At 53.2% G+C, this 18,822-nt stretch carries 16 protein-coding genes and 1 tRNA gene; 11 read left to right on the top strand and 6 right to left on the bottom strand.

From position 1 onward, the window contains the following. Positions 1–3 precede the first annotated feature (3 nt). The gene (locus RHH27_RS06980; protein WP_206199539.1) at positions 4–891 is read right to left on the bottom strand and encodes an MBL fold metallo-hydrolase; all 888 of its coding nucleotides are present in this window, start codon (positions 889–891) and stop codon (positions 4–6) included. Positions 892–1,181: 290 nt separating this feature from the next. On the opposite strand from RHH27_RS06980, the gene RHH27_RS06985 reads away from it, so the two are divergent. The 3 genes from RHH27_RS06985 to RHH27_RS06995 are packed head-to-tail and all read left to right on the top strand — an operon-like array spanning position 1,182 to position 6,227. Next, positions 1,182–2,339 (top strand): sigma-70 family RNA polymerase sigma factor, encoded by a 1,158-nt coding sequence (locus tag RHH27_RS06985; RefSeq protein ID WP_302677883.1) that lies wholly within the window; start codon positions 1,182–1,184, stop codon positions 2,337–2,339. Positions 2,340–2,393: 54 nt separating this feature from the next. Then, a complete protein-coding gene (locus tag RHH27_RS06990) occupies positions 2,394–3,776 on the top strand; it encodes a DUF1822 family protein (RefSeq protein WP_302677884.1) in 1,383 nt (460 codons plus the stop codon). Between the two features lie 30 nt (positions 3,777–3,806). Beyond that, a complete protein-coding gene (locus RHH27_RS06995; protein WP_302677885.1) occupies positions 3,807–6,227 on the top strand; it encodes a CHAT domain-containing protein in 2,421 nt (806 codons plus the stop codon). 242 nt (positions 6,228–6,469) lie between these two features. Here RHH27_RS06995 and RHH27_RS07000 read toward each other — a convergent pair whose 3' ends face one another. The 3 genes from RHH27_RS07000 to RHH27_RS07010 all read right to left on the bottom strand — a co-directional run bounded on the left by RHH27_RS07000 (position 6,470) and on the right by RHH27_RS07010 (position 10,147). Then, on the bottom strand, positions 6,470–7,009 hold the full coding sequence (locus tag RHH27_RS07000) for a Uma2 family endonuclease (RefSeq protein WP_302677886.1): 540 nt from the start codon (positions 7,007–7,009) through the stop codon (positions 6,470–6,472). A gap of 184 nt (positions 7,010–7,193) precedes the next feature. Further along, positions 7,194–8,507 (bottom strand): exonuclease subunit SbcD, encoded by a 1,314-nt coding sequence (gene sbcD / locus RHH27_RS07005; protein ID WP_302677887.1) that lies wholly within the window; start codon positions 8,505–8,507, stop codon positions 7,194–7,196. Positions 8,508–8,512: 5 nt separating this feature from the next. Then, positions 8,513–10,147, bottom strand: coding sequence for an alpha-D-glucose phosphate-specific phosphoglucomutase (locus RHH27_RS07010; protein ID WP_302677888.1), 1,635 nt, complete (start codon positions 10,145–10,147; stop codon positions 8,513–8,515). Positions 10,148–10,316: 169 nt separating this feature from the next. On the opposite strand from RHH27_RS07010, the gene RHH27_RS07015 reads away from it, so the two are divergent. The 3 genes from RHH27_RS07015 (at position 10,317) to RHH27_RS07025 (ending at position 13,148) form a co-directional block, all read left to right on the top strand. Continuing rightward, positions 10,317–10,389, top strand: a tRNA-Phe gene (locus RHH27_RS07015). Positions 10,390–10,400: 11 nt separating this feature from the next. Beyond that, positions 10,401–11,339, top strand: coding sequence for a cobalamin-binding protein (locus tag RHH27_RS07020; protein WP_302677889.1), 939 nt, complete (start codon positions 10,401–10,403; stop codon positions 11,337–11,339). Between the two features lie 219 nt (positions 11,340–11,558). Next, complete coding sequence (locus RHH27_RS07025; protein ID WP_302677890.1) at positions 11,559–13,148, top strand: glycoside hydrolase family 57 protein; 1,590 nt, start codon at positions 11,559–11,561, stop codon at positions 13,146–13,148. A 12-nt stretch (positions 13,149–13,160) separates the two neighbouring features. On the opposite strand, the gene ffh is transcribed toward RHH27_RS07025, so the two are convergent. Next, positions 13,161–14,570: a signal recognition particle protein gene (ffh, locus tag RHH27_RS07030; protein ID WP_206199548.1), complete on the bottom strand. Its 1,410-nt coding sequence runs from the start codon at positions 14,568–14,570 to the stop codon at positions 13,161–13,163. Between the two features lie 258 nt (positions 14,571–14,828). Here ffh and RHH27_RS07035 point away from each other — a divergent pair, with 258 nt between their 5' ends. The 5 genes from RHH27_RS07035 to RHH27_RS07055 all read left to right on the top strand — a co-directional run bounded on the left by RHH27_RS07035 (position 14,829) and on the right by RHH27_RS07055 (position 18,595). After that, positions 14,829–15,056 (top strand): hypothetical protein, encoded by a 228-nt coding sequence (locus RHH27_RS07035; protein ID WP_206199549.1) that lies wholly within the window; start codon positions 14,829–14,831, stop codon positions 15,054–15,056. A 25-nt stretch (positions 15,057–15,081) separates the two neighbouring features. Then, on the top strand, positions 15,082–16,518 hold the full coding sequence (locus tag RHH27_RS07040; RefSeq protein ID WP_399372661.1) for a circularly permuted type 2 ATP-grasp protein: 1,437 nt from the start codon (positions 15,082–15,084) through the stop codon (positions 16,516–16,518). 129 nt (positions 16,519–16,647) lie between these two features. Continuing rightward, complete coding sequence (locus tag RHH27_RS07045) at positions 16,648–17,118, top strand: CAAD domain-containing protein (RefSeq protein WP_302676360.1); 471 nt, start codon at positions 16,648–16,650, stop codon at positions 17,116–17,118. An 8-nt stretch (positions 17,119–17,126) separates the two neighbouring features. Further along, positions 17,127–17,819, top strand: coding sequence for a type 1 glutamine amidotransferase (locus RHH27_RS07050; RefSeq protein WP_206199551.1), 693 nt, complete (start codon positions 17,127–17,129; stop codon positions 17,817–17,819). Then, the gene (locus RHH27_RS07055; RefSeq protein ID WP_315862923.1) at positions 17,819–18,595 is read left to right on the top strand and encodes an RNA methyltransferase; all 777 of its coding nucleotides are present in this window, start codon (positions 17,819–17,821) and stop codon (positions 18,593–18,595) included. The genes RHH27_RS07050 and RHH27_RS07055 overlap by 1 nt, the downstream gene beginning before the upstream one ends. Here RHH27_RS07055 and psbZ read toward each other — a convergent pair. Then, complete coding sequence (gene psbZ, locus RHH27_RS07060) at positions 18,592–18,780, bottom strand: photosystem II reaction center protein PsbZ (RefSeq protein WP_181496775.1); 189 nt, start codon at positions 18,778–18,780, stop codon at positions 18,592–18,594. The genes RHH27_RS07055 and psbZ overlap by 4 nt on opposite strands. Positions 18,781–18,822 lie beyond the last annotated feature (42 nt).

Raw genomic sequence — 18,822 nt, forward strand, 5'->3', positions numbered from 1 at the left:
GGACTAACTTGCTTGAGGCGTCGCCGGGAAGTGTATCACATTTGGATAGACGGAAATCATTAGCCCCTCGCGAGCCAGCAGCGTCTGCGGAAATCGTGCCCGTGCCAACTCACCAATGCGATCTAGACAGTCATCATCATGGCTAGGGTCATGGTGAAACAAAATCAGTTGCTTGACCTGGGCGGCTTGGGCAAGCTTAACCGCCTCCTGCCATGTGGAATGCCCCCACCCCACCTTGCTCTGCTGCGGGTGATAGTATTCTTCATCGGTATAGGTGGCATCGTAGATCATCACATCGGCGCGATCGGCCAAGGCAAACGCCCCCGGATGCAGCTGATCAGGCAAATGCTCCGTGTCTGTGATATAGGCCACATGGATACCCTGCCAACTCACACGGTAGCCCACCCCCCCACCCGGATGATTCAGGGCTTCATTACTCACCACCACACCGCCGCCTAGGTGTACCTGTTCGCCCGCCTCCAAGTCATAAAAACGCAAATCTCCCCCCATAATCTGCAACGGGACAGGAAAGTTGGGGTGCAGCATTTGATCATTCAGTCGTCGTTCAATGCCCTGACCATTTTTCCCCGGCACTGCGTAGATATGGAACTGATTCCCCGGTACAAAGGCGGGCTGAAAGAAGGGAAAACCCTGAATATGATCCCAGTGGGTATGGGTAAAGAATAAATGTGCCGCCACCGGATGTTGACTCATTAAGTGCTCCCCCAGAACCCGTAAACCCGTACCGCCGTCAAAAATGATGCGTTGACCATTAGCTTGAATTTCCACGCAGGGAGTGTTACCGCCATAGCGGACAGTGTGGGAACCGGGACAGGGAATACTGCCGCGCACGCCCCAAAACCGAATGGTGAGTGGGTTAAACATGGGCATATCGCAAATCTTGATCGTAGTGTGCCACAGAAAACACGCTTGACTTGTGATATGGATCATCCTCCCCCTGTGACGCTAGGAGTTGATAGAGTGGGGGCTAGCCGCCACGAAGGTTGGTGAAAAATTTTTTCTAAAATCTGCAAGGCGAGTGCATATTTGTAAAAACGCCATTGGATAAATGAATAGAGGGTTGTAACAGGAGGATGGATGAATAATGAGGAGTGAATAAAACAGGCAGTCACGTTTCTTCGTACGGTTGTCCTTTGATTGATATCTAGTGAGAGCGATTGATGACACGCCAACCCTGCGATAAACTCATTGCTTTGCTCCGATTTGACGGTTCCGATCGCCCGCGCTGGTATCGAGATCGCCAACTACAGGCCTACTTCACAGCAGCGGGGTACAACCTCGAGGAGCCAGAGTCGACGGCTGTCTTCCTCCTCCAAAAATTACAGAGTCAGCCGAACCATGATGATGCCCAGTACTGGCAGCGGGGTCTATTTTGCTATCTCCAAGAAACTAGTTGGTCTGTAGCCATGACCCTGCGGGAGAAACTGGGCGGGATGCATCAGGTCAGTGACTGTTTTCAGCAGGCTTGCTGTCTCACTAATGATCCCCTCAAGTTATTGAGCAAATTTAAGCCCGAGCGGGGTACGCGGCTATCCACCTATGCCTATCTCCGTATCTATGACGGTGTGTATGCTGCGCTGGTGGGGGTTCGGAAATCAGATTGGGGCCTACTCAAACACAGTGGTCTGCGTTCTCTCTCCTCAGCCTTGGGGAACCAAGGATACACAGAAGATCGAGTTCGTCAAATCTGTGCCCTTGTCGAATTGTGGCAGGAGTTGGCGGATCAGACCACTGCTCCCGATCAGGCACTGCTGGCTCAGGTGGCTAAAACCTATCGTCAATGTTGTCCTGATCTCCCCGCTGTAACCCCTAGCGAAGTTAAAACCCTGCTCCACAGAGCGATCGCTGCCTTGCGAGCTTATCGCCAACCACAGGTGGTGAATCCTGCTGAGCAAAGGTTTTGGGACACCCTAGAAGGAAGAAATACGCCTTGGGAAGCAACCCTGAAACAGGAAGAACAGGAAACCCTTAAACGGGTCTTTGAAATGATGAAAAATGCGATTGCAGCACTGGATGACACTAGTCGTCAGGTGTTTTGTCTGTACTATTGCGAGCAGGTCAGCCAACAAGCAATTGCCCAGCACTTAGGCTTTGCAAAACAATATCAAGTGTCTCGTGCCCTAGAGCGGATTCGTGGTCATTTGGCGAAAGCGGTACTCGCCGGCCTTAACCAACCCACGCATCCTGAACGCCTTAAGGAGGCAACAGTGGCTGTCAACCTGTGGTTGAAGGAGGGTTATAAAGTGTTAGCAGGGTCTTGTCAGCGGTGTGATCAGGTAGGTATGGCAGAACACTGTCGTTATGAGGGTGCATTTTGACTGTTTTGTAAACGGTATGAACTTTTGGGAGTTGTTGTACTTAGGTAAGGAACCATGACATCGCTATCACTTTCGTTTCTCACTGCTATAGATGCGCCACCGATGGCGCACACGGAACACGTTCACATTGATTTAGCAGATGCTGGCGATCGCCAGTGGATTGAGCAGATCACAGCGGCTGCCCGCGCTTACCGTCGTGGCAGTGTGCGAATAAATGCGATGGCCTATGTAGCCGTACGTAACTGGTTCGCAGCAATGGGCATTAGTGCCGACCCCTTCCTCTCCACCGTCGAACTGCCCATCTTCTGGGAGTTTGTCAACGGCACCCTCTTGACGACCGCCATTGGTCAAGTGTTGATTGTGCCTGATACTTCTATAGAGCTTGACGAGTGCCGCATTCCTCAGGAATGGTTGCACATTGCTGCTTGGAAACCCGATTACATCCTAGGCGTCCAAGTCTTTGCCGAAGAAGCGCAGGTCAGACTCTGGGGCTATGCACCAAGCAGCAGTGTGAATCCTTCTGCCATTGATGCCTTGAGCCGTACCTACACCCTCGATCGCGAGGACATGATCGAAGATGTGCCCCTCCTCGCTGCCTTGCCGGCCTGCCATCACATCCCTGTTCCATCACCTGCCGCAACTGCGATTCCCACAGCCACGCTTCAGCAAATTGCCAGTGGTGAGATGCTCTTGCCCCGCTTGGTGTTGCCCCTAGAGGAATGGCTGCACATCATTGGGCAACCTCGCCATCGCCTTGATCTCTTTTTGGCCTGTCATCCGCAGCGGCTGAGTCTCTGGCTTTATGCCAAGACCAAGGGCGTGAGTAACCTGTTGGGTCAAGTGTGGCAAGAGGCGCAGGAGTTGCTGGCGGAGGGCGCGATGCTCAATCCCTACATCAGTTGGAAGCTGGGCTGGACATCGCCAGAGTGGGCATTGCGCTCCAATGACACCTTAGAAGCCATGCAAGCTCAAGCTCAATTACGCCAAGCCTTGGAAACGGAGGATTGTCGCCAAGCGGTTGCCCTCCTCAAAGACCTGATTGCCACCACTGCCGATGAAGGATTGCGCTGGATGGCGGCAGAATATCTCCACGCTAAAGATGCCACTGCCCCAGAAGCAGGGGTGTGGAAAACTCGTACCGTGGACTTGGGTCTTGCCCTCGGCGGACAGTCCTTCGGCTTGGTCATGGCCGTACTGCCGCGAGATACGATGTCTGCCAATATTCTTGTGCGCGTCACTGCCCTCAAGGTAGGTGAAACGTTGCCCCCAGACTTGGTTTTGATGATTACTGAGGCCAATGGCAATACCTTTGCCCAAGTCACTAGTCGGCAGCAGGATCAAGCGGTGCAGTACAAGTTTTGGGGACAAATTGGCGAAACTTTTGGCATCACATTGGCCTATGGAGATGCTAAGATCACGGAAACTTTTGTTGTCTAGCTGCATTGGCTCTTTTTGATTGCCGCTGCGATGAAACACGTCTGTCTTGAAATCTACGGGGGTTGCCTTGAGCAGCATTCCTTCAAGGGTCGCCTATTATTGGGGACAGAAAGCCAAGTGGATGCCTATGGGGTGTATCCTGTAGAGTTTCCAGCAATGCCTCACCTTCCGCACCGGTATCGGCAGTGGCGCGACGCCTATCACGGCTATGCGAAGAATACTCGTCTGGGGGCTAGCGGTAACCAGATTACGAACATTGGTACTCAGCAACCCACCCTCCTTAAAGAGGTACGGCAAAACTACACTGACCTTGTGACTACCCTTGGCACGTGGTTGCACAATACGCGCATCAGTTATCTCTGCGAGGAACAGATCAATGAGCAAACTTCACTTTCTAAGGAGCAGACTTCATTTTTTGGCCTAGGCAACTTTATCTTGCCGCCGCCGATGAACGAGATTCACCGCATTTCTGTGCAGACAGATTTTGTTGAACTGTGGCACTATCCATGGCACGACTGGACACCGATTCGCCAACACAGCAATCTGGATGTGGTGTTTTCACCAATGGTGTATCAGTCCCTGAAGTCTTCGACAGCGCACCATGAGGGAGTACGGATTCTGGCAATTTTTGGCGCGAGTGGCGACCTTGATCTCAAGGGGGATCTTGAGGCTCTCAGGGCGTTACCCAATGTCGAACTCCACTGCCTGCGATCGCCCCAATTAAGTGAACTCTATTCCCTGTGGTGTCAGCCCTGGGACATTCTCTTTTTTGCTGGGCATAGTCAGGGTAATGGCATTATTATCAACAATGAAGAGGAACCATTACAGATTTACAGGCTTTATGAGACGCTTAAAACCGCAGTGGCGCAGGGGCTAAAACTGGCAATCTTTAATTCCTGCGACAGTATTCCCCTAGGACAGTTTTTGATTCAGTTGGGCTTGCCCCACGCGATCGTGATGCGCGAAGCAGTTCCGAATATTGCCGCTGAGTTGTTTTTGAAGTACTTTTTACAGAACTTTCACGGCGGTGCAGATCTCTATGCCGCTGTAGCTCAAGCGCGATCGCAATTACGCGAACTGAGTTGCTGCGATGATCATCTGCCGGGCACATCAGCGCTGCCCTTAATTTGCCGCCATCCCCAAGCGCGCTGCCCCCACTGGCACCATTTACGCCGATCAGAAGCCCCTGCTGTTACAGTTGGTGTGTCTGGGGGCGATCGCTCCTCCCCAAGGGTTTCTAAATTTCCCGCATTCCTCTACTGGTGTCGCTGGCAACTGGAACTGGCGCAACTCCTGCCCCACGCCCAGGATCCTAGTCGCTGGGTGACAGCAATTCCTGGGGGTTGCAGTCCCCAAAGGCCACAGCAAAACTACCAAGATGCCTTTGCGAATGTTGCCCACTGGGTCTGCGGCCTCGAACGCACTATCGGTGGCTTTTCCCCTCAAGCGGAGTTGGCCTTTTTCTTTCCTGCCCTAGAGGCTGAGGCTCGGCAACTTCTACCGCGGATCTCTAGCCAACAGCTGCTGCCTTACTTGGAATCCTTGGTGGTGGAGCAGCGGGGTCTCCCCCGTGTCCGTGCCGCTTTTTTAATTGCGCAGCAATATCCCAATGTCAGCCACCTCAGTACAGCGTTTCAAGTTTTAGAGGATACCTTACGCCAAGACACCAAGCCCCAAGTGCGCGAAGAGCTATTAGCGGAGTGTCAGCAATTTCTCAAGGAGCTAGATGCCAAGCTGGTCAGGAGCGTTTGGGACAGCACCACGGGAGAGCGCCTACAGCAGTTTTTACAGCGGCTGCTCCATTATCCCCAACAGTCTAACCGCCTGAAACTGGCGATCGCCTCTGTTCTGATTACGGCAAAAGGCCGTTGGGCGGTTGAAGCTAGCAATGTTGCCCTAGAAATTTTTCGTAACTCCTCATACCTAGAGGATGTGATCCTTGCCAGTTGCTGTTTACACCAAGCGGGGGTGCGGCAGTGGGAGGTTGTTGGCCGACTAGAGCGCTATTTGGGCTTAGCCACGGTGCAGTCCCACCAGATTGCCCTTGCCGGCGCCCTTGGCATTGTTAGTCCGAATCATCCCCAAGCCATTGACACCCTTGAGTTAATCATTGAGCAGCAGGCCTACGATCTGGAAACATTGATGGCGGCGGTGCGCGCCCTTCACCGCATTTCCCCTGAGCATCCCCTTGTGTTGGCGACCCTGCGATCGCTCTTGGTCAAGGCGCAGGAAACCCAAGATATTCTCGGCTTTTACTATGGCCTAGCGGCTCTCGATGAATTGCAGCAGCCCCTAACTCCCTACATCTCAACTACAGTCATCCCGTGGGTTTGCCAGAAAATTGCGGTTTTTAAGGCGCAAGAAGAACCCTACCTGATGGCTCCCTATACCGTGCTGTGGTACTGTAGCCGCCATATTCCCTACCAAGAATTTGCAAATCTTTGGCAATAGTTAACTTCCCCGAAGGGGCGGGAGATCGAGCGCTTTCTGAGGATCAACCGTAGCGACTAAAGAAAAAATGGGGTCGTCGCAATGACTGACCCCGCCTGCCGATTCCTCAGAGAGGAGAACACTAAAACTTAGCCTAAGGCAGATGAGAAAAAATGTCAACAAGCTAGAAGAAAAAGTTTGCCCAAGATGCCGAGCACCCTCTTGCCCTGTCTCCCTCAGATTCCAAGCCATGGGCTTTCGCCCTAACCTCTGAGAAAAGTTACCACTGCTTTGGGGGGGTGCTCAAGGTTGAAGAGTTGCTCAGCCCTCAACACCAATTGCGGGAGTAGCGTTGATCGAATTAGGGATTGTCCTTGCAATTCGGTGAGCTGATAAGATTGACCGACTACAACGCAAAGCACCATCTTTTGTTCTTCAGGGTCAACGATCCAATATTCAGGAATGCCCATTTCGGCATACTCTCGACGTTTTGTGTGATAGTCGCGATCGCGAAGCGCGCCCTTTGGGCGATCGCGATTCCCATTGCCCGGACTAACCACTTCTACCACTAAAAGCGGTGGGCGTTCGACGATCGCCGAAAGCGGATTTTGTTTGCGCAGAGCGTCCCATTCTTCGCGGTGCAAAATGCATAAGTCTGGTTCCCGTGATGTTCGCAAGCCAGTGCGCACGCCAATGCCACCGGGGAAAATTTCGAAGGGTAAATGATTCCCCTTAATTTCGTTTTCAAGCGTGGTGAATAAAAATCGGATAATTGCGATATGTAGGGGGCTACCGGTTGGCATGGTAATAATTTCGCCATTTTCTAATTCAATGCGATGATCTGCCGCATCATAATCAAGGAACTACGCAAAGGTAACCTTTCTAACGGGAGTCTGAGTCATGGCTGAATCTCGCAAATTCAAACACAATTTTTAATGCCTAACTCCAGCCTAGCCTACCGGACTTGAGTCAAAGCTTAACTTCAGGCTAGGAGAGCAATTTCAGTTGCTGAATCACAGGTTCGGGCATTCGCGCAGGGCGCCCTTCAGGCGATCGCGGCATCTCTGGAGTGTCTTGACTCTCTTCTTCAGAGTGGCCATTAAGGGTTTGGAGTGCCGCTAGCAGATCTTGGTGCAGCGGTTCAAGGTCAGGGTGATGATCCAGATAGAGTTGCAGGGCATGGCTGGGGTCAAGGCACTGTTCGAGGGCAACTTCTGGCAGGCGGGCAATGGGCTGGCTATTCACTAGTTGGGGCAGAAGGCTGACGCTGTGGGCACTCTCTAGTGCTTTTTGCAGCTCATGGAGGTTGATCAGGGGAATTTGATCGGGGCGCAGTTGATACATGACCCGCACCACAGCCCCGCTGATCTCCCCGCTGGCGATCGCCCCCAAGAGGGCGGCTTGGGGATCCAGTTCCAGCTCGGTTAAGTCCACACGAATGGTGCGGAAGGGGCGGGTGGGTAGGGGACAAAACTGAAATTCTGTTTTGCCCTTAGCAAGGTTCACTAAGACATAGCCCTTTTCTTCCCCCTCTTCACCAAAATCCACCCGCTCAATGCTGCCGGGATAGACCACGGGTGGATCGTGACACAGGACTTGATGGCGATGCACATGGCCAAGGGCAACATAGTCAAAACAGGGGCGCGCCAAAAAACTCAGGGGAATCGTAAAACCTTTGCCGGCACTCAAATAGCGTTCAGAGCCGTACTGGGCGGTGTCCACCATGGCATGAGCCAGTAAGACAGTGGGCAAGGCCGGATCAAGTTGGCGAATTTCCCCCTCAAGGGCAAGGCGCAGCCGCTCTAGGAGCAGTTGATGCACCTCCGCAAGGGAAAGGCCACTGGTTTCTGGCCGAGTGAGGAGCGTAGATCGCGTTAACCAAGGGAGGGTAATGACTTGAACACTACCCCGGCGAGTTTCAATGCGATGGGTAGCCAAGCGATCGCCCACGATAAAACCGGGCACCCCAAGGGTGCGATAAAGACTGAGGCTCGCGCCCCCCTGTCCTTGGGCGTGCTGATCGTGGTTACCCACCAGCAAAACCGTGGGAATGCGGGCATCCGCCAAGCGGCGAAATTGGCTGGCAAAGGCTTCATGGACGAGAGGGGGTGGCGTGGCATCGGGAAAGGCATCACCGCCAAAGAGCACCAGATCAACGGGTTCACTGAGGGCACGGTCAATACAGGTGGCCAGAGCAGCAATAAAATCCTCAAGGCGCGTATTCAAGCCGGTGGCCGGGTTAATGTGGCCATGACTGAGGCCACTGCCCAGGTGAATATCGGACACATGGAGAATTTTCATAGCGATCAGGTGATGACCGTGGGGCGATCGCGCCCCGTTAAGCCTTGGATATTCGCCACTTCATTGGCCAGTTGAATTAAATCGGCGAGTGCTACTTGGGCATCGAGGTGCTGCTGGGCAGGATTGGGTTCAAAGCGCTCCAAATAGACCCGTAGTGTTGCCCCTTGGGTTCCCGTTCCCGATAGGCGATAGACAATGCGACTGCCATCCTCAAAAATCAGCCGAATCCCTTGATTTTGGCTGACGCTGTGATCCACTGGATCGGTGTAGCTAAAGTTATCGGCAGTGGCCACGGTGTAGGCACCCAAGGTCTGACCCACGAAGCTGGGCAGTTTTTGCTCCAGTTGGCTCATCAGGGTGTGGGCGCGATCGCTCTCAATGCCTTCGTAGTCATGGCGGGAGTAGTAGTTGCGGCCATAGGTTTGCCAATGGGCTTTGACAATCTCGGCCACGGAGGTTTGGCGGACGGCCAAGATATTCAACCAAAAGAGCACAGCCCAGAGGCCATCTTTCTCGCGCACGTGGTTGGAGCCAGTACCAAAACTTTCCTCACCGCAGAGAGTGGCTTTACCGGCATCGAGGAGGTTGCCAAAGAACTTCCAGCCCGTGGGGGTTTCATAACAGTCAATCCCCAGCTTGGCCGCAACGCGATCGGCCGCTTGACTCGTGGGCATCGAACGGGCAATCCCCGCTAAGCCGTCTTTATAGCCGGGCACCAGGGTGGCATTGGCGGCCAAAATCGCAAGGCTGTCGCTAGGGGTAACAAAACAATTAGCCCCTAAAATCATGTTGCGATCGCCATCGCCATCGGAGGCCGCACCAAAATCAGGAGCCTGCTCGCCAAAGAGTTGCTGCACCAAGTCATGGGCATAGACCAAATTGGGGTCGGGATGACCACCACCAAAGTCCGGTAGCGGCACACCATTTTGCACCGTGCCTTGGGGTGCCCCTAGGCGTTTTTCAATGATCCGATGGGCATAAGGTCCCGTAACCGCGTGCATGGCATCAAAGACAAGGCGCAGCTTCCCGGTGCGAATGACCTCAGCAATACAATCAAAGTCAAAAAGAGTCTCCAGCAATGTTTGATAATCGGCGACCGGGTCAATGACTTCAACAATCATTTCACCCAAGGGAAACTCCCCAAGGGTGTGCAGATTGACATCGGGGGCTGTGTAGATTTTGTAGCTGGTGAGGGCAAGGCTCCGCTCATAGATCGCGTTGGTCACTTTCTCTGGCGCAGGGCCGCCATTGGCAATATTGAACTTAACGCCAAAATCTCCCTGTGGACCGGCGGGGTTGTGACTGGCTGAGAGAATAATGCCACCGATCGCCCCATACTTGCGAATCACACAGGAGGCGGCTGGCGTTGAGAGAATGCCATTTTGCCCCACCTTGACCCGTGCAAAGCCATTGGCTGCAGCCATTTTGAGGATGACTTGGATCGCCTCAGCATTGAAGTAACGGCCATCACCCCCTAAAACAAGCGTTTGCCCCTGCGGTGCCTCAATGGTGTCAAAAATCGCTTGAATAAAGTTTTCTAGATAGTGGGGCTGCTGGAAAACAGGTACCGCCTTACGCAACCCAGAGGTGCCGGGTTTTTGATCCTTGAAGGGAGTGGTGGCAACAACTTGAATACCCATTAGGAGGCTCCACAAGGGGACTGTCACTATAAGGGCAGCTTAGTCGGCTCCAGAATCGTGGTCAAGACCTTTCCATATAGTATGCGATAGTATGCCTTTGCCCTAATTGATTTTCTGAGAGACTTGTCATCGCACCTAGACGCTTGCTACAATCATAAAGCACTCTTCAGCCGGGATAGCTCAGTTGGTAGAGCAGAGGACTGAAAATCCTCGTGTCGCCAGTTCAATTCTGGCTCCTGGCATCGCCGACAAGATGCGCCTCGTTTCGCTCCTACCGAGTGCCACAGAAATTGTTGCTGCCCTAGGATTGACACCGTTTCTTGTGGGGCGTAGCCATGAATGTGACTATCCGCCAGAGGTGAAGACATTGCCTGTTTGTACACGGGCAAGGCTAGATGCACAGCAGTCAAGTTTAGCAATTGATCGGGCGGTTCAAGACCTCCTGCGATCGGCTCTGGGCATTTATGACTTGGAACTGGCGACCCTGCAAGCGCTAAAACCGACCCACATCATTACCCAAGATCAATGCGATGTTTGTGCTGTAACCTTGGCAGAGGTGCAAGGGGCGATCGCCAGACTCTTTGAGCCACCACCGCAGTTAATTTCCCTCCAACCCCATTGCCTTGAGGATGTCTGGCAGGATATTCGGCGGGTGGGTCTTGCCCTCGGTGTCTCTCCCGACCCCCTACTGAATTCGCTACACACCAGAATTTATGCCTGTCAAGCAGGGGTGCGCGATCGCCCGCGGCGGCAAGTCGCGACCATTGAATGGATTGACCCCCTCATGGCCAGTGGCAATTGGGTACCGGAATTGATTGCCCTCGCGGGGGGTGAAAATGTCCTCGGTACAGCAGGAAAACATTCCCCCTACATTGAGTGGTCAACACTTCTGGCGATCGACCCGGAGGTGATCATTGTCATGCCCTGTGGCTTTGACCTCGAACGCAGCCGTCAAGAACTTGACCAAGCCTTGCACACTTATCCCCAGTGGCAGCAATTGCGTGCCCTGCAAACAGGTCAACTGTACATTGTTGATGGCAACGCCTATTTCAACCGCCCCGGCCCCCGCTTAGTGGATTCCCTTGAAATTCTTGTCGAGATTCTCCACCCACCCCAAGAACCAAAATTTCAAGGCATGGGTTGGCAACCCTACAGCCCTTTTCCCAAGGATGGCACACGCTCACAGCTGTAAAAGCCAGTGCCGGCAAGGATTTGATTTCCTATCCCCTATTTCAGCAAAGGGCAGCTGTACGCGCCATCAATCACAGGAGGATGGCACCAACGATAAATCTGAAGAAAAGATAAAAATTACCCGTTGCAGATTTGGCTATTTCGCCTAAGATGAGGGAAACTCAACTGATCTCATTGATCCCCTGCCGTTGTCCCAAATACATAAATAGGCAAGCTTCCTATGGCAATTGGTTATTTAGCGCTGGTTTTGCATGCTCACCTCCCCTTTGTCCGCCACCCCGAGAGTGACTACGTTTTAGAAGAAGAGTGGCTCTTTGAGGCAATTACCGAAACCTATGTGCCCCTGATCTGGATGTTTGAGGGGCTAAAGCGTGACGGCGTGGACTTCAAAATCACAATGAGTATGACGCCGCCATTAATTTCAATGCTGCGGGATCCGCTACTTCAGGAACGCTACGATCAGCACTTGGCAAAACTAGAGGAACTGGCAGAACTAGAGGTAGAGCGCAATACCTACAATGGCCACATCCGCTACCTTGCCGAGCACTATGCCCAAGAATTCAACCGCGTACGGCAGACATGGGAAAACTACGATCGCGACCTCGTCAAGGCCTTTAAGCAGTTTCAAGACACCAATAACCTTGAAATCATTACCTGTGGTGCTACCCACGGCTACCTGCCCCTCATGAAAATGTATCCCCAAGCGGTGTGGGCACAACTGCAAGTGGCCTGTGAGCACTATGAACAAACCTTTGGCCGCCCGCCCAAGGGCATTTGGCTGCCAGAATGCGCCTATTACGAAGGCCTAGAGCGAATGCTGGCCGATGCGGGTTTGCGCTATTTCATTACTGATGGCCATGGTATTCTCTATGCCCGTCCGCGGCCTCGCTTTGGCACCTATGCGCCTATTTTCACCGAAACTGGGGTGGCTGCCTTTGGCCGTGATCATGAATCCTCACAGCAGGTGTGGTCGTCAGAGGTGGGCTATCCGGGGGCGCCTGAATACCGTGAGTTCTACAAGGACTTGGGGTGGGAAGCAGAGTACGAATACATCAAGCCCTACATCATGCCCAATGGCCAACGCAAAAATACGGGGATTAAGTACCACAAAATTACCGGGCGCGGTCTTGGTTTAGGGGACAAGCAACTCTATGACCCCTACTGGGCTCGGGAAAAAGCAGCCGAGCACGCCGCCAATTTCATGTTTAACCGCGAAAACCAAATTCGCTACCTATACCACCTAATGCAGCGCCCGCCGATTGTGGTCTCTCCCTACGATGCGGAACTTTATGGTCACTGGTGGTACGAAGGGCCTTGGTTCCTTGACTTTCTCTTCCGCAAAGTGTGGTTTGACCAAGACACCTTTGCCATGACCCACTTGGCAGACTATTTGCGCGCCCATCCCACCCAGCAGGTGTGCCGTCCGTCCCAGTCCAGTTGGGGCTACAAGGGGTTCCATGAATACTGGCTGAATGACACCAATGCTTGGATTTACCCCCACCTCCATAAGGCCGCTGAACGGATGATTGAACTGGCCAAGGGGGAGCCGTGGGATGAACTGAGTTGGCGTGCCCTCAACCAAGCGGCACGGGAATTACTCCTTGCCCAATCCTCAGACTGGGCTTTTATTATGCGGACGGGAACGATGGTACCCTATGCGGTTCGCCGCACCCGTAGCCACTTGATGCGCTTCCACAAGCTCTATGATGACATCAAGGCACAAAAAATTGATGCGGGTTGGCTGGAAAAAGTGGAAGCCATTGACAATATCTTTCCCCACATTAACTATCGGGTCTATCGCCCCTTGTAGTCGGGGCAGTGGTTAAAGAACGCCAAAGCCTTTGCGTTTCTTTTGCTTCTTGGGCTTTTTGGGAGCCTGAGCACGACCCCCTCGACCCATTGGGTTCATACCCGGCATACCCATTCCCGGAAAGCCCCCTTGACCCATCTGCTGCATCAGGGATCGCATCCGCTGGAAATCGCTGACCAACTTTGTTACATCGGCTACTTGATAACCAGAACCTTTGGCAACCCGTTCACGGCGACTGGGGGAGCTAGCGAGAAGTTCAGGATTGCGACGCTCTTCGCGGGTCATGGAGTTAATCATTGCTTCCGCCCGTTTGAGTTGTACTTCGCCCTGCTGGAGTTGCTCCGTTGAAATTTTATTCATGCCGGGGATGAGCTTCATAATTCCCGCAAGGGAACCCATATTTTTTAGTAGGCGCAGTTGCTTGAGGAAGTCATCAAAGTCAAACTGGGCTTCGAGGATTTTGCGGGACATTTTTTCGGCATCGGCCAAGTCCACTTCCTCTTGGGCTTTTTCGACAAGGGTGAGGACATCCCCCATCCCCAAGATGCGAGAGGCCAAGCGATCGGGATAGAAAGGTTGGAGAGCCTCGACTTTTTCACCAACACCAATAAACTTAATCGGTTGTCCGGAGACTTGACGCACCGAGAGAGCTGCACCGCCGCGTGTATCCCCATCCAGTTTGGTGAGAATGGCTCCCGTAATCCCCACCTGCTCATGGAAGGCACGGGTGAGGTTGGCCGCCTCTTGCCCCGTCATCGCATCTACTACTAAGAGGGTTTCGTGGGGTTGTACCGCATCTTTAATGGCCGCCAGTTCTGCCATCATCTCGGCATCAATTTGTAGGCGCCCCGCTGTGTCAATAATCACGGTATCCACACCGAGTTCCTTGGCTTTGGCCACCCCTTGGCGAGCAATTTCCACGGGGCTAACTTCTGTACCCATCTCAAACACGGGCACGTTAATTTGTTTGCCAAGGGTGACTAACTGATCAATCGCAGCGGGACGATAGACATCGGTGGCCACCAAGAGGGTGCTGCGGCGTTCTTTGCGCAGGTGCAGGGCGAGCTTTGCTGTGGCGGTGGTTTTCCCCGTTCCCTGTAAACCGGCCATGAGAATAATCGTGGGGGGTGGCTCCACGTGAGCAAGGGGACTGTGGGATTCCCCCATGACCTCAACAAGGGCATCGTAAACAATTTTGATAAATTGCTGATCGGGACGAACCCCGGCAATGACCTCAGCACCGATCGCCCGCTGACGCACATTTTCAATAAAGTCTTTAGCGACCTGGAGGTTGACATCGGCCTCTAACAGGGCACGGCGCACTTCCCTAAGAGCTTCTTGGATATTGTTTTCGGTAATTTTGTCTTGACCCCGTAGGGTTTTCCAAGCAGATTCAAGGCGTTCAGCAAGGGCGTCAAACATGGATTACAGCTCAAGGGGCAACAAGAATTTCATTGATCTTAGAGTATCTATCGTAGCAAACCGTCTTCCCCATACCGTCTTGGCTGCCGATTTAAGCAAGGGGCCGCGAGTTGCAATTTGTAGCAAAGTTAGCAGTGGTCGTCAACCGTATCCGCTAGGCTTTCACGGTAAGATAAAAACATTGGGGTTAGAGTCTTTATTTTTATCAGGTTCTATAAAGACGGCCTATTAAAGGCTCTGATCGGCGGGAGGTGTCCAATGCTTGTGATCCTCACCCAAAATCAGATTTTACCGTCACAGTCTGTGTGTCAATCCTGCTTGTTTGCTGATCGCCAAGGCAAACCCCGCTGGCAGGAGGGTCAGCTCCGTTGTGGGGCGCCTCTAGGGAGTACTGCTGAAGCGGGATGTCAACACTTTCGCTGTCAAATGGGGTTTCATTTAGTGGCGGTGTCAGATTTGCCGACTCCTCTCGAGCAAGACCATTGAGGGAAATCGCCACCAAGGAATATCAATGCTGGAATTTGAGAACTACGATCCGGAAGACTTTTACGACGAGTGGTTTCTAGCCAAAGGCCAACCACGACCTTTTATTGAACCGCTGTTACAACGGGTGCGATCGCTGCCAGCGGGAGAACTGCAACAGCGCCAAAAAACCGCCCAACAGGTGATGTTTAACATTGGCGCCACATTCACGGTCTATGGTGCTGCCGAGGGCACCGAGCGGATCATGCCCTTTGATATTCTGCCGCGGGTCATTCCCGCCCAAGAGTGGCAAGCCCTTGAACGGGGTCTCAAGCAACGGATTGCGGCGCTCAATACATTTATTGCTGATGTCTATGGTGAGCAAAAAATTATTAAGGATGGTGTCATCCCACGGGAAATCATTGAGTCGGCCAAGGGCTATCTGCGTCCCTGCCACGACCTGAAGCCGCCGGGGGGCATTTGGTGCCATATTACGGGTACCGACTTAGTGCGCGATCGCGATGGCACCTTCTATGTTCTAGAAGATAACCTGCGCTGCCCTTCGGGGGTCTCCTATGTGCTAGAAAACCGCCGCGTGATGAAAAGCACGTTTCCCCTTGTCTTCAAAGAACTGCACATTCAACCTGTGGACGAGTACCCCAGCCATCTCCTAGAAACGCTGCTGAACCTTGCGCCCCCCGGCCTACCGGATGCGACCGTGGTGGTACTGACGCCGGGGATGTACAATTCCGCCTATTTTGAGCATTCCTTCCTTGCTCAGCAAATGGGGGTAACGCTCGTGGAAGGGCGGGATCTGGTGGTGGCTGATGGTTACCTACAAATGCGCACAACCAAGGGTCTGAAGCGCGTGGATGTGGTCTATCGCCGCATTGATGATGACTTCATTGATCCAGCGGTATTTCGTCCTGATTCGATGCTGGGGGTCAGGGGTCTGATGGAGGTTTATCGCCAAGGGCGGGTGGCGATCGCCAATGCCCTCGGAACTGGCGTGGCCGATGACAAGGTGATTTATGCCTATGTGCCGCAAATGATTCGCTATTATCTCGGTGAGGAACCCCTACTACCCAATGTGCCCACCTACCTGTGTTGGGAGCCACAACAGTTGGATCATGTGCTCAAGAACCTCGATTCCCTCGTGGTGAAATCTGCCAACGAGTCCGGCGGCTATGGCATGCTCATTGGTTGCCAAGCCACGACTGAGCAGCGGGCAGAATTTGCAGAGCGCATCAAAGCCAATCCCCGCAACTACATTGCCCAGCCCACCCTTTCGCTGTCGCGCGTGCCCACCCTGCTGGGGGATGAAATTGTCGGCTGCCATGTGGACTTACGCCCCTATATCCTGTACGGCAAGGAAATTTATGTCCATCCCGGTGGTCTGACGCGGGTGGCGATGAAGCGTGGCTCATTGGTGGTGAATTCTTCCCAAGGGGGCGGGAGCAAGGATACTTGGGTGCTTAATGATTAGAGCCGTCTTTTGGGGACAGGGGATGCTAGCGGTAAGGCACCACCTATGTTAAACAATTATTAGCTATTAGCCAACGCTGATCGGTGAACTTAGCCTAAACTTGCTGCGGTACTGAAGGAACTTAAGCACATGAATGAATTTGAGACATCCCCAACCACAGAAACTACCCATACGGAAAAGCCTATTTTTGAACCAACGCCGGCACCAGCACCCTTAGCGGAAGTAGAGTCTCAGCCAGCGCCGCCGAAAGTGGGCGGTCTCACGGATGAACAGTGGCAACAGGCTCGTGAAAAACTCTATTGGCTCCTCACGGTCTTCCCCGATCAGGTTAGTGCATTTGTGGGTGAATACAAGCAGCCCCTGCGCACCCTCCTCATCATTCTTGCCACCATTCCTTTTGTGGCACTAGCGGTTGCCATTTTGGAAGTAGTGAATGCCATTCCCCTCCTAGGGCCGACCTGTGAACTCGTAGGCTTTGGCTACACTTGTTGGTTTCTCTATCGCTATGTCCTCTTTGAGTCCGGTCGCCGTGAACTTGGCCAAAAGGTGAATGAGTATAAATCCCGTATCCTTGGGAATGAAGGCGGCAGTTCTTCTTAAGCGAGTTCATGCGCCTGCATTATCTCCAGCACGTGCCCTTTGAGACCCCTGCCTACATTGCCCAGTGGGCGATCGCCCGTGGTTTTGATTGGCAAGGCAGTCATCTCTATGCAGGCGAGCCGCTACCCGCATTGACGGAGGTGGATGCGCTGATTGTGATGGGCGGCCCTATGGGGGTACACGATGAGGCTGTTTATCCATGGTTAGGGTCTGAAAAGGCCTTTTTGCGCCAAGCGATCGCCAACGGGTTACCCATTTTCGGGATTTGTCTTGGTGCTCAGCTCTTGGCACAAGTCCTAGGGGCAGAGGTCACCCCAGCACCCACGAAGGAAATCGGCTGGTTTCCCATTGAACTGACAGCAGCCGCCCAAGCGCATCCTTGGTTTCAGGATTGGCCACCCCAACTGACGGTGCTGCATTGGCATGGGGAGATGTTTAGCCTCCCTCCGGATGCAATGCCCCTCGCCAAAAGTGCCACCTGTCCGCAACAAGGATTCTTGTGGGGCGATCGCGTTGTTGGTCTTCAGTTTCACTTAGAAGTGACCCCCGCTAGCCTTGGGGAGTTGATTCAGCACTGTCAGCATGAGCTAGTCCCCGGCCCTTACATTCAATCCGCCACAGAGATTCAAGCTCAAGCCGCGCAAACCGCACTCTTGACTCCCTATCTGGAACGTTTACTTGAGCGCTGGATTCAGTCGTGATCATTACCAGTCGGCAGAATCCCTTGGTGCGCTCGATCCGTAGGCTGCACCACCGCAAATATCGCCAAGGGCACTTGCTTTTAGAGGGGACTCATTTGCTCCAAGAGGCACTGGCAGCCGGCTATCGCTTATCAGTGGTTTGCTATACCAGCGCTTGGCAAGCAAAGCAATCGCCAACATTTTGGCAGCAGGTTGTCCATAGGAGCGATCGCACCGTTGAAGTCAGTGAAGAGGTACTGACTGCCCTCTGTACGACAACCACTCCCGATGGCGTTGTTGCTGTTGCCAACTATACACCCCTTCCTACCTTGCCACTCCAGCGTTTAGGTCTGTGCTTAGTCACGCTTCAGGATCCGGGCAACTTGGGAACGATTATTCGTACCGCTGCCGCCGTGGGTGTTGAGGGGCTATTGTTGACCCCCGATTGCGTGGACATGACCCATCCAAAAGTGTTGCGTGCCAGTGCCGGCCAGTGGTTTCGCCTACCGATGCAAACTGTTAGCGATGGTTTGGCCACTCTCAAAGCCTACCAAGCCCAAGGATGGCAAATAGTCGTCACATTACCAACCGCGCCACTGATCTATTGGCAAGCGGATTTTCGTCAACCGACCTTACTGGTCATGGGAAATGAAGGCCAAGGGTTACCCCCGGCCTACCAAGATCTCACGTTTACGGCACTGCGGATTCCTCAGGAGCCAAATGTTGAATCCCTCAATGTGGCGATCGCCACAGCAGTGCTCTTGTACGAAGTCTATCGCCAACGCTGGCTGAACTAAACCACAAAAAAGTTGAGAACGCCTACCACTAGCACTAGGGCAATCCATAGCCCAGAGCCAAGGAAAATTAACTGCTTTGAGCGATCCCAATCTTGGGGAGAGGCGTAGGCCACTGGCACACCCACCACCATCACAAAGGAGAGGATGACAAGGGCAGCAAGAGCCAGTTGAAAGAGAATCGTCATTGTTGCTAACTCCCAAATCTTATCAGCGGCAATGGTAGCGAA

It is taken from the genome of Thermosynechococcus sp. PP555 (assembly GCF_031583225.1).
In the GTDB taxonomy this organism is placed as follows: Bacteria; Cyanobacteriota; Cyanobacteriia; order Thermosynechococcales; family Thermosynechococcaceae; genus Thermosynechococcus.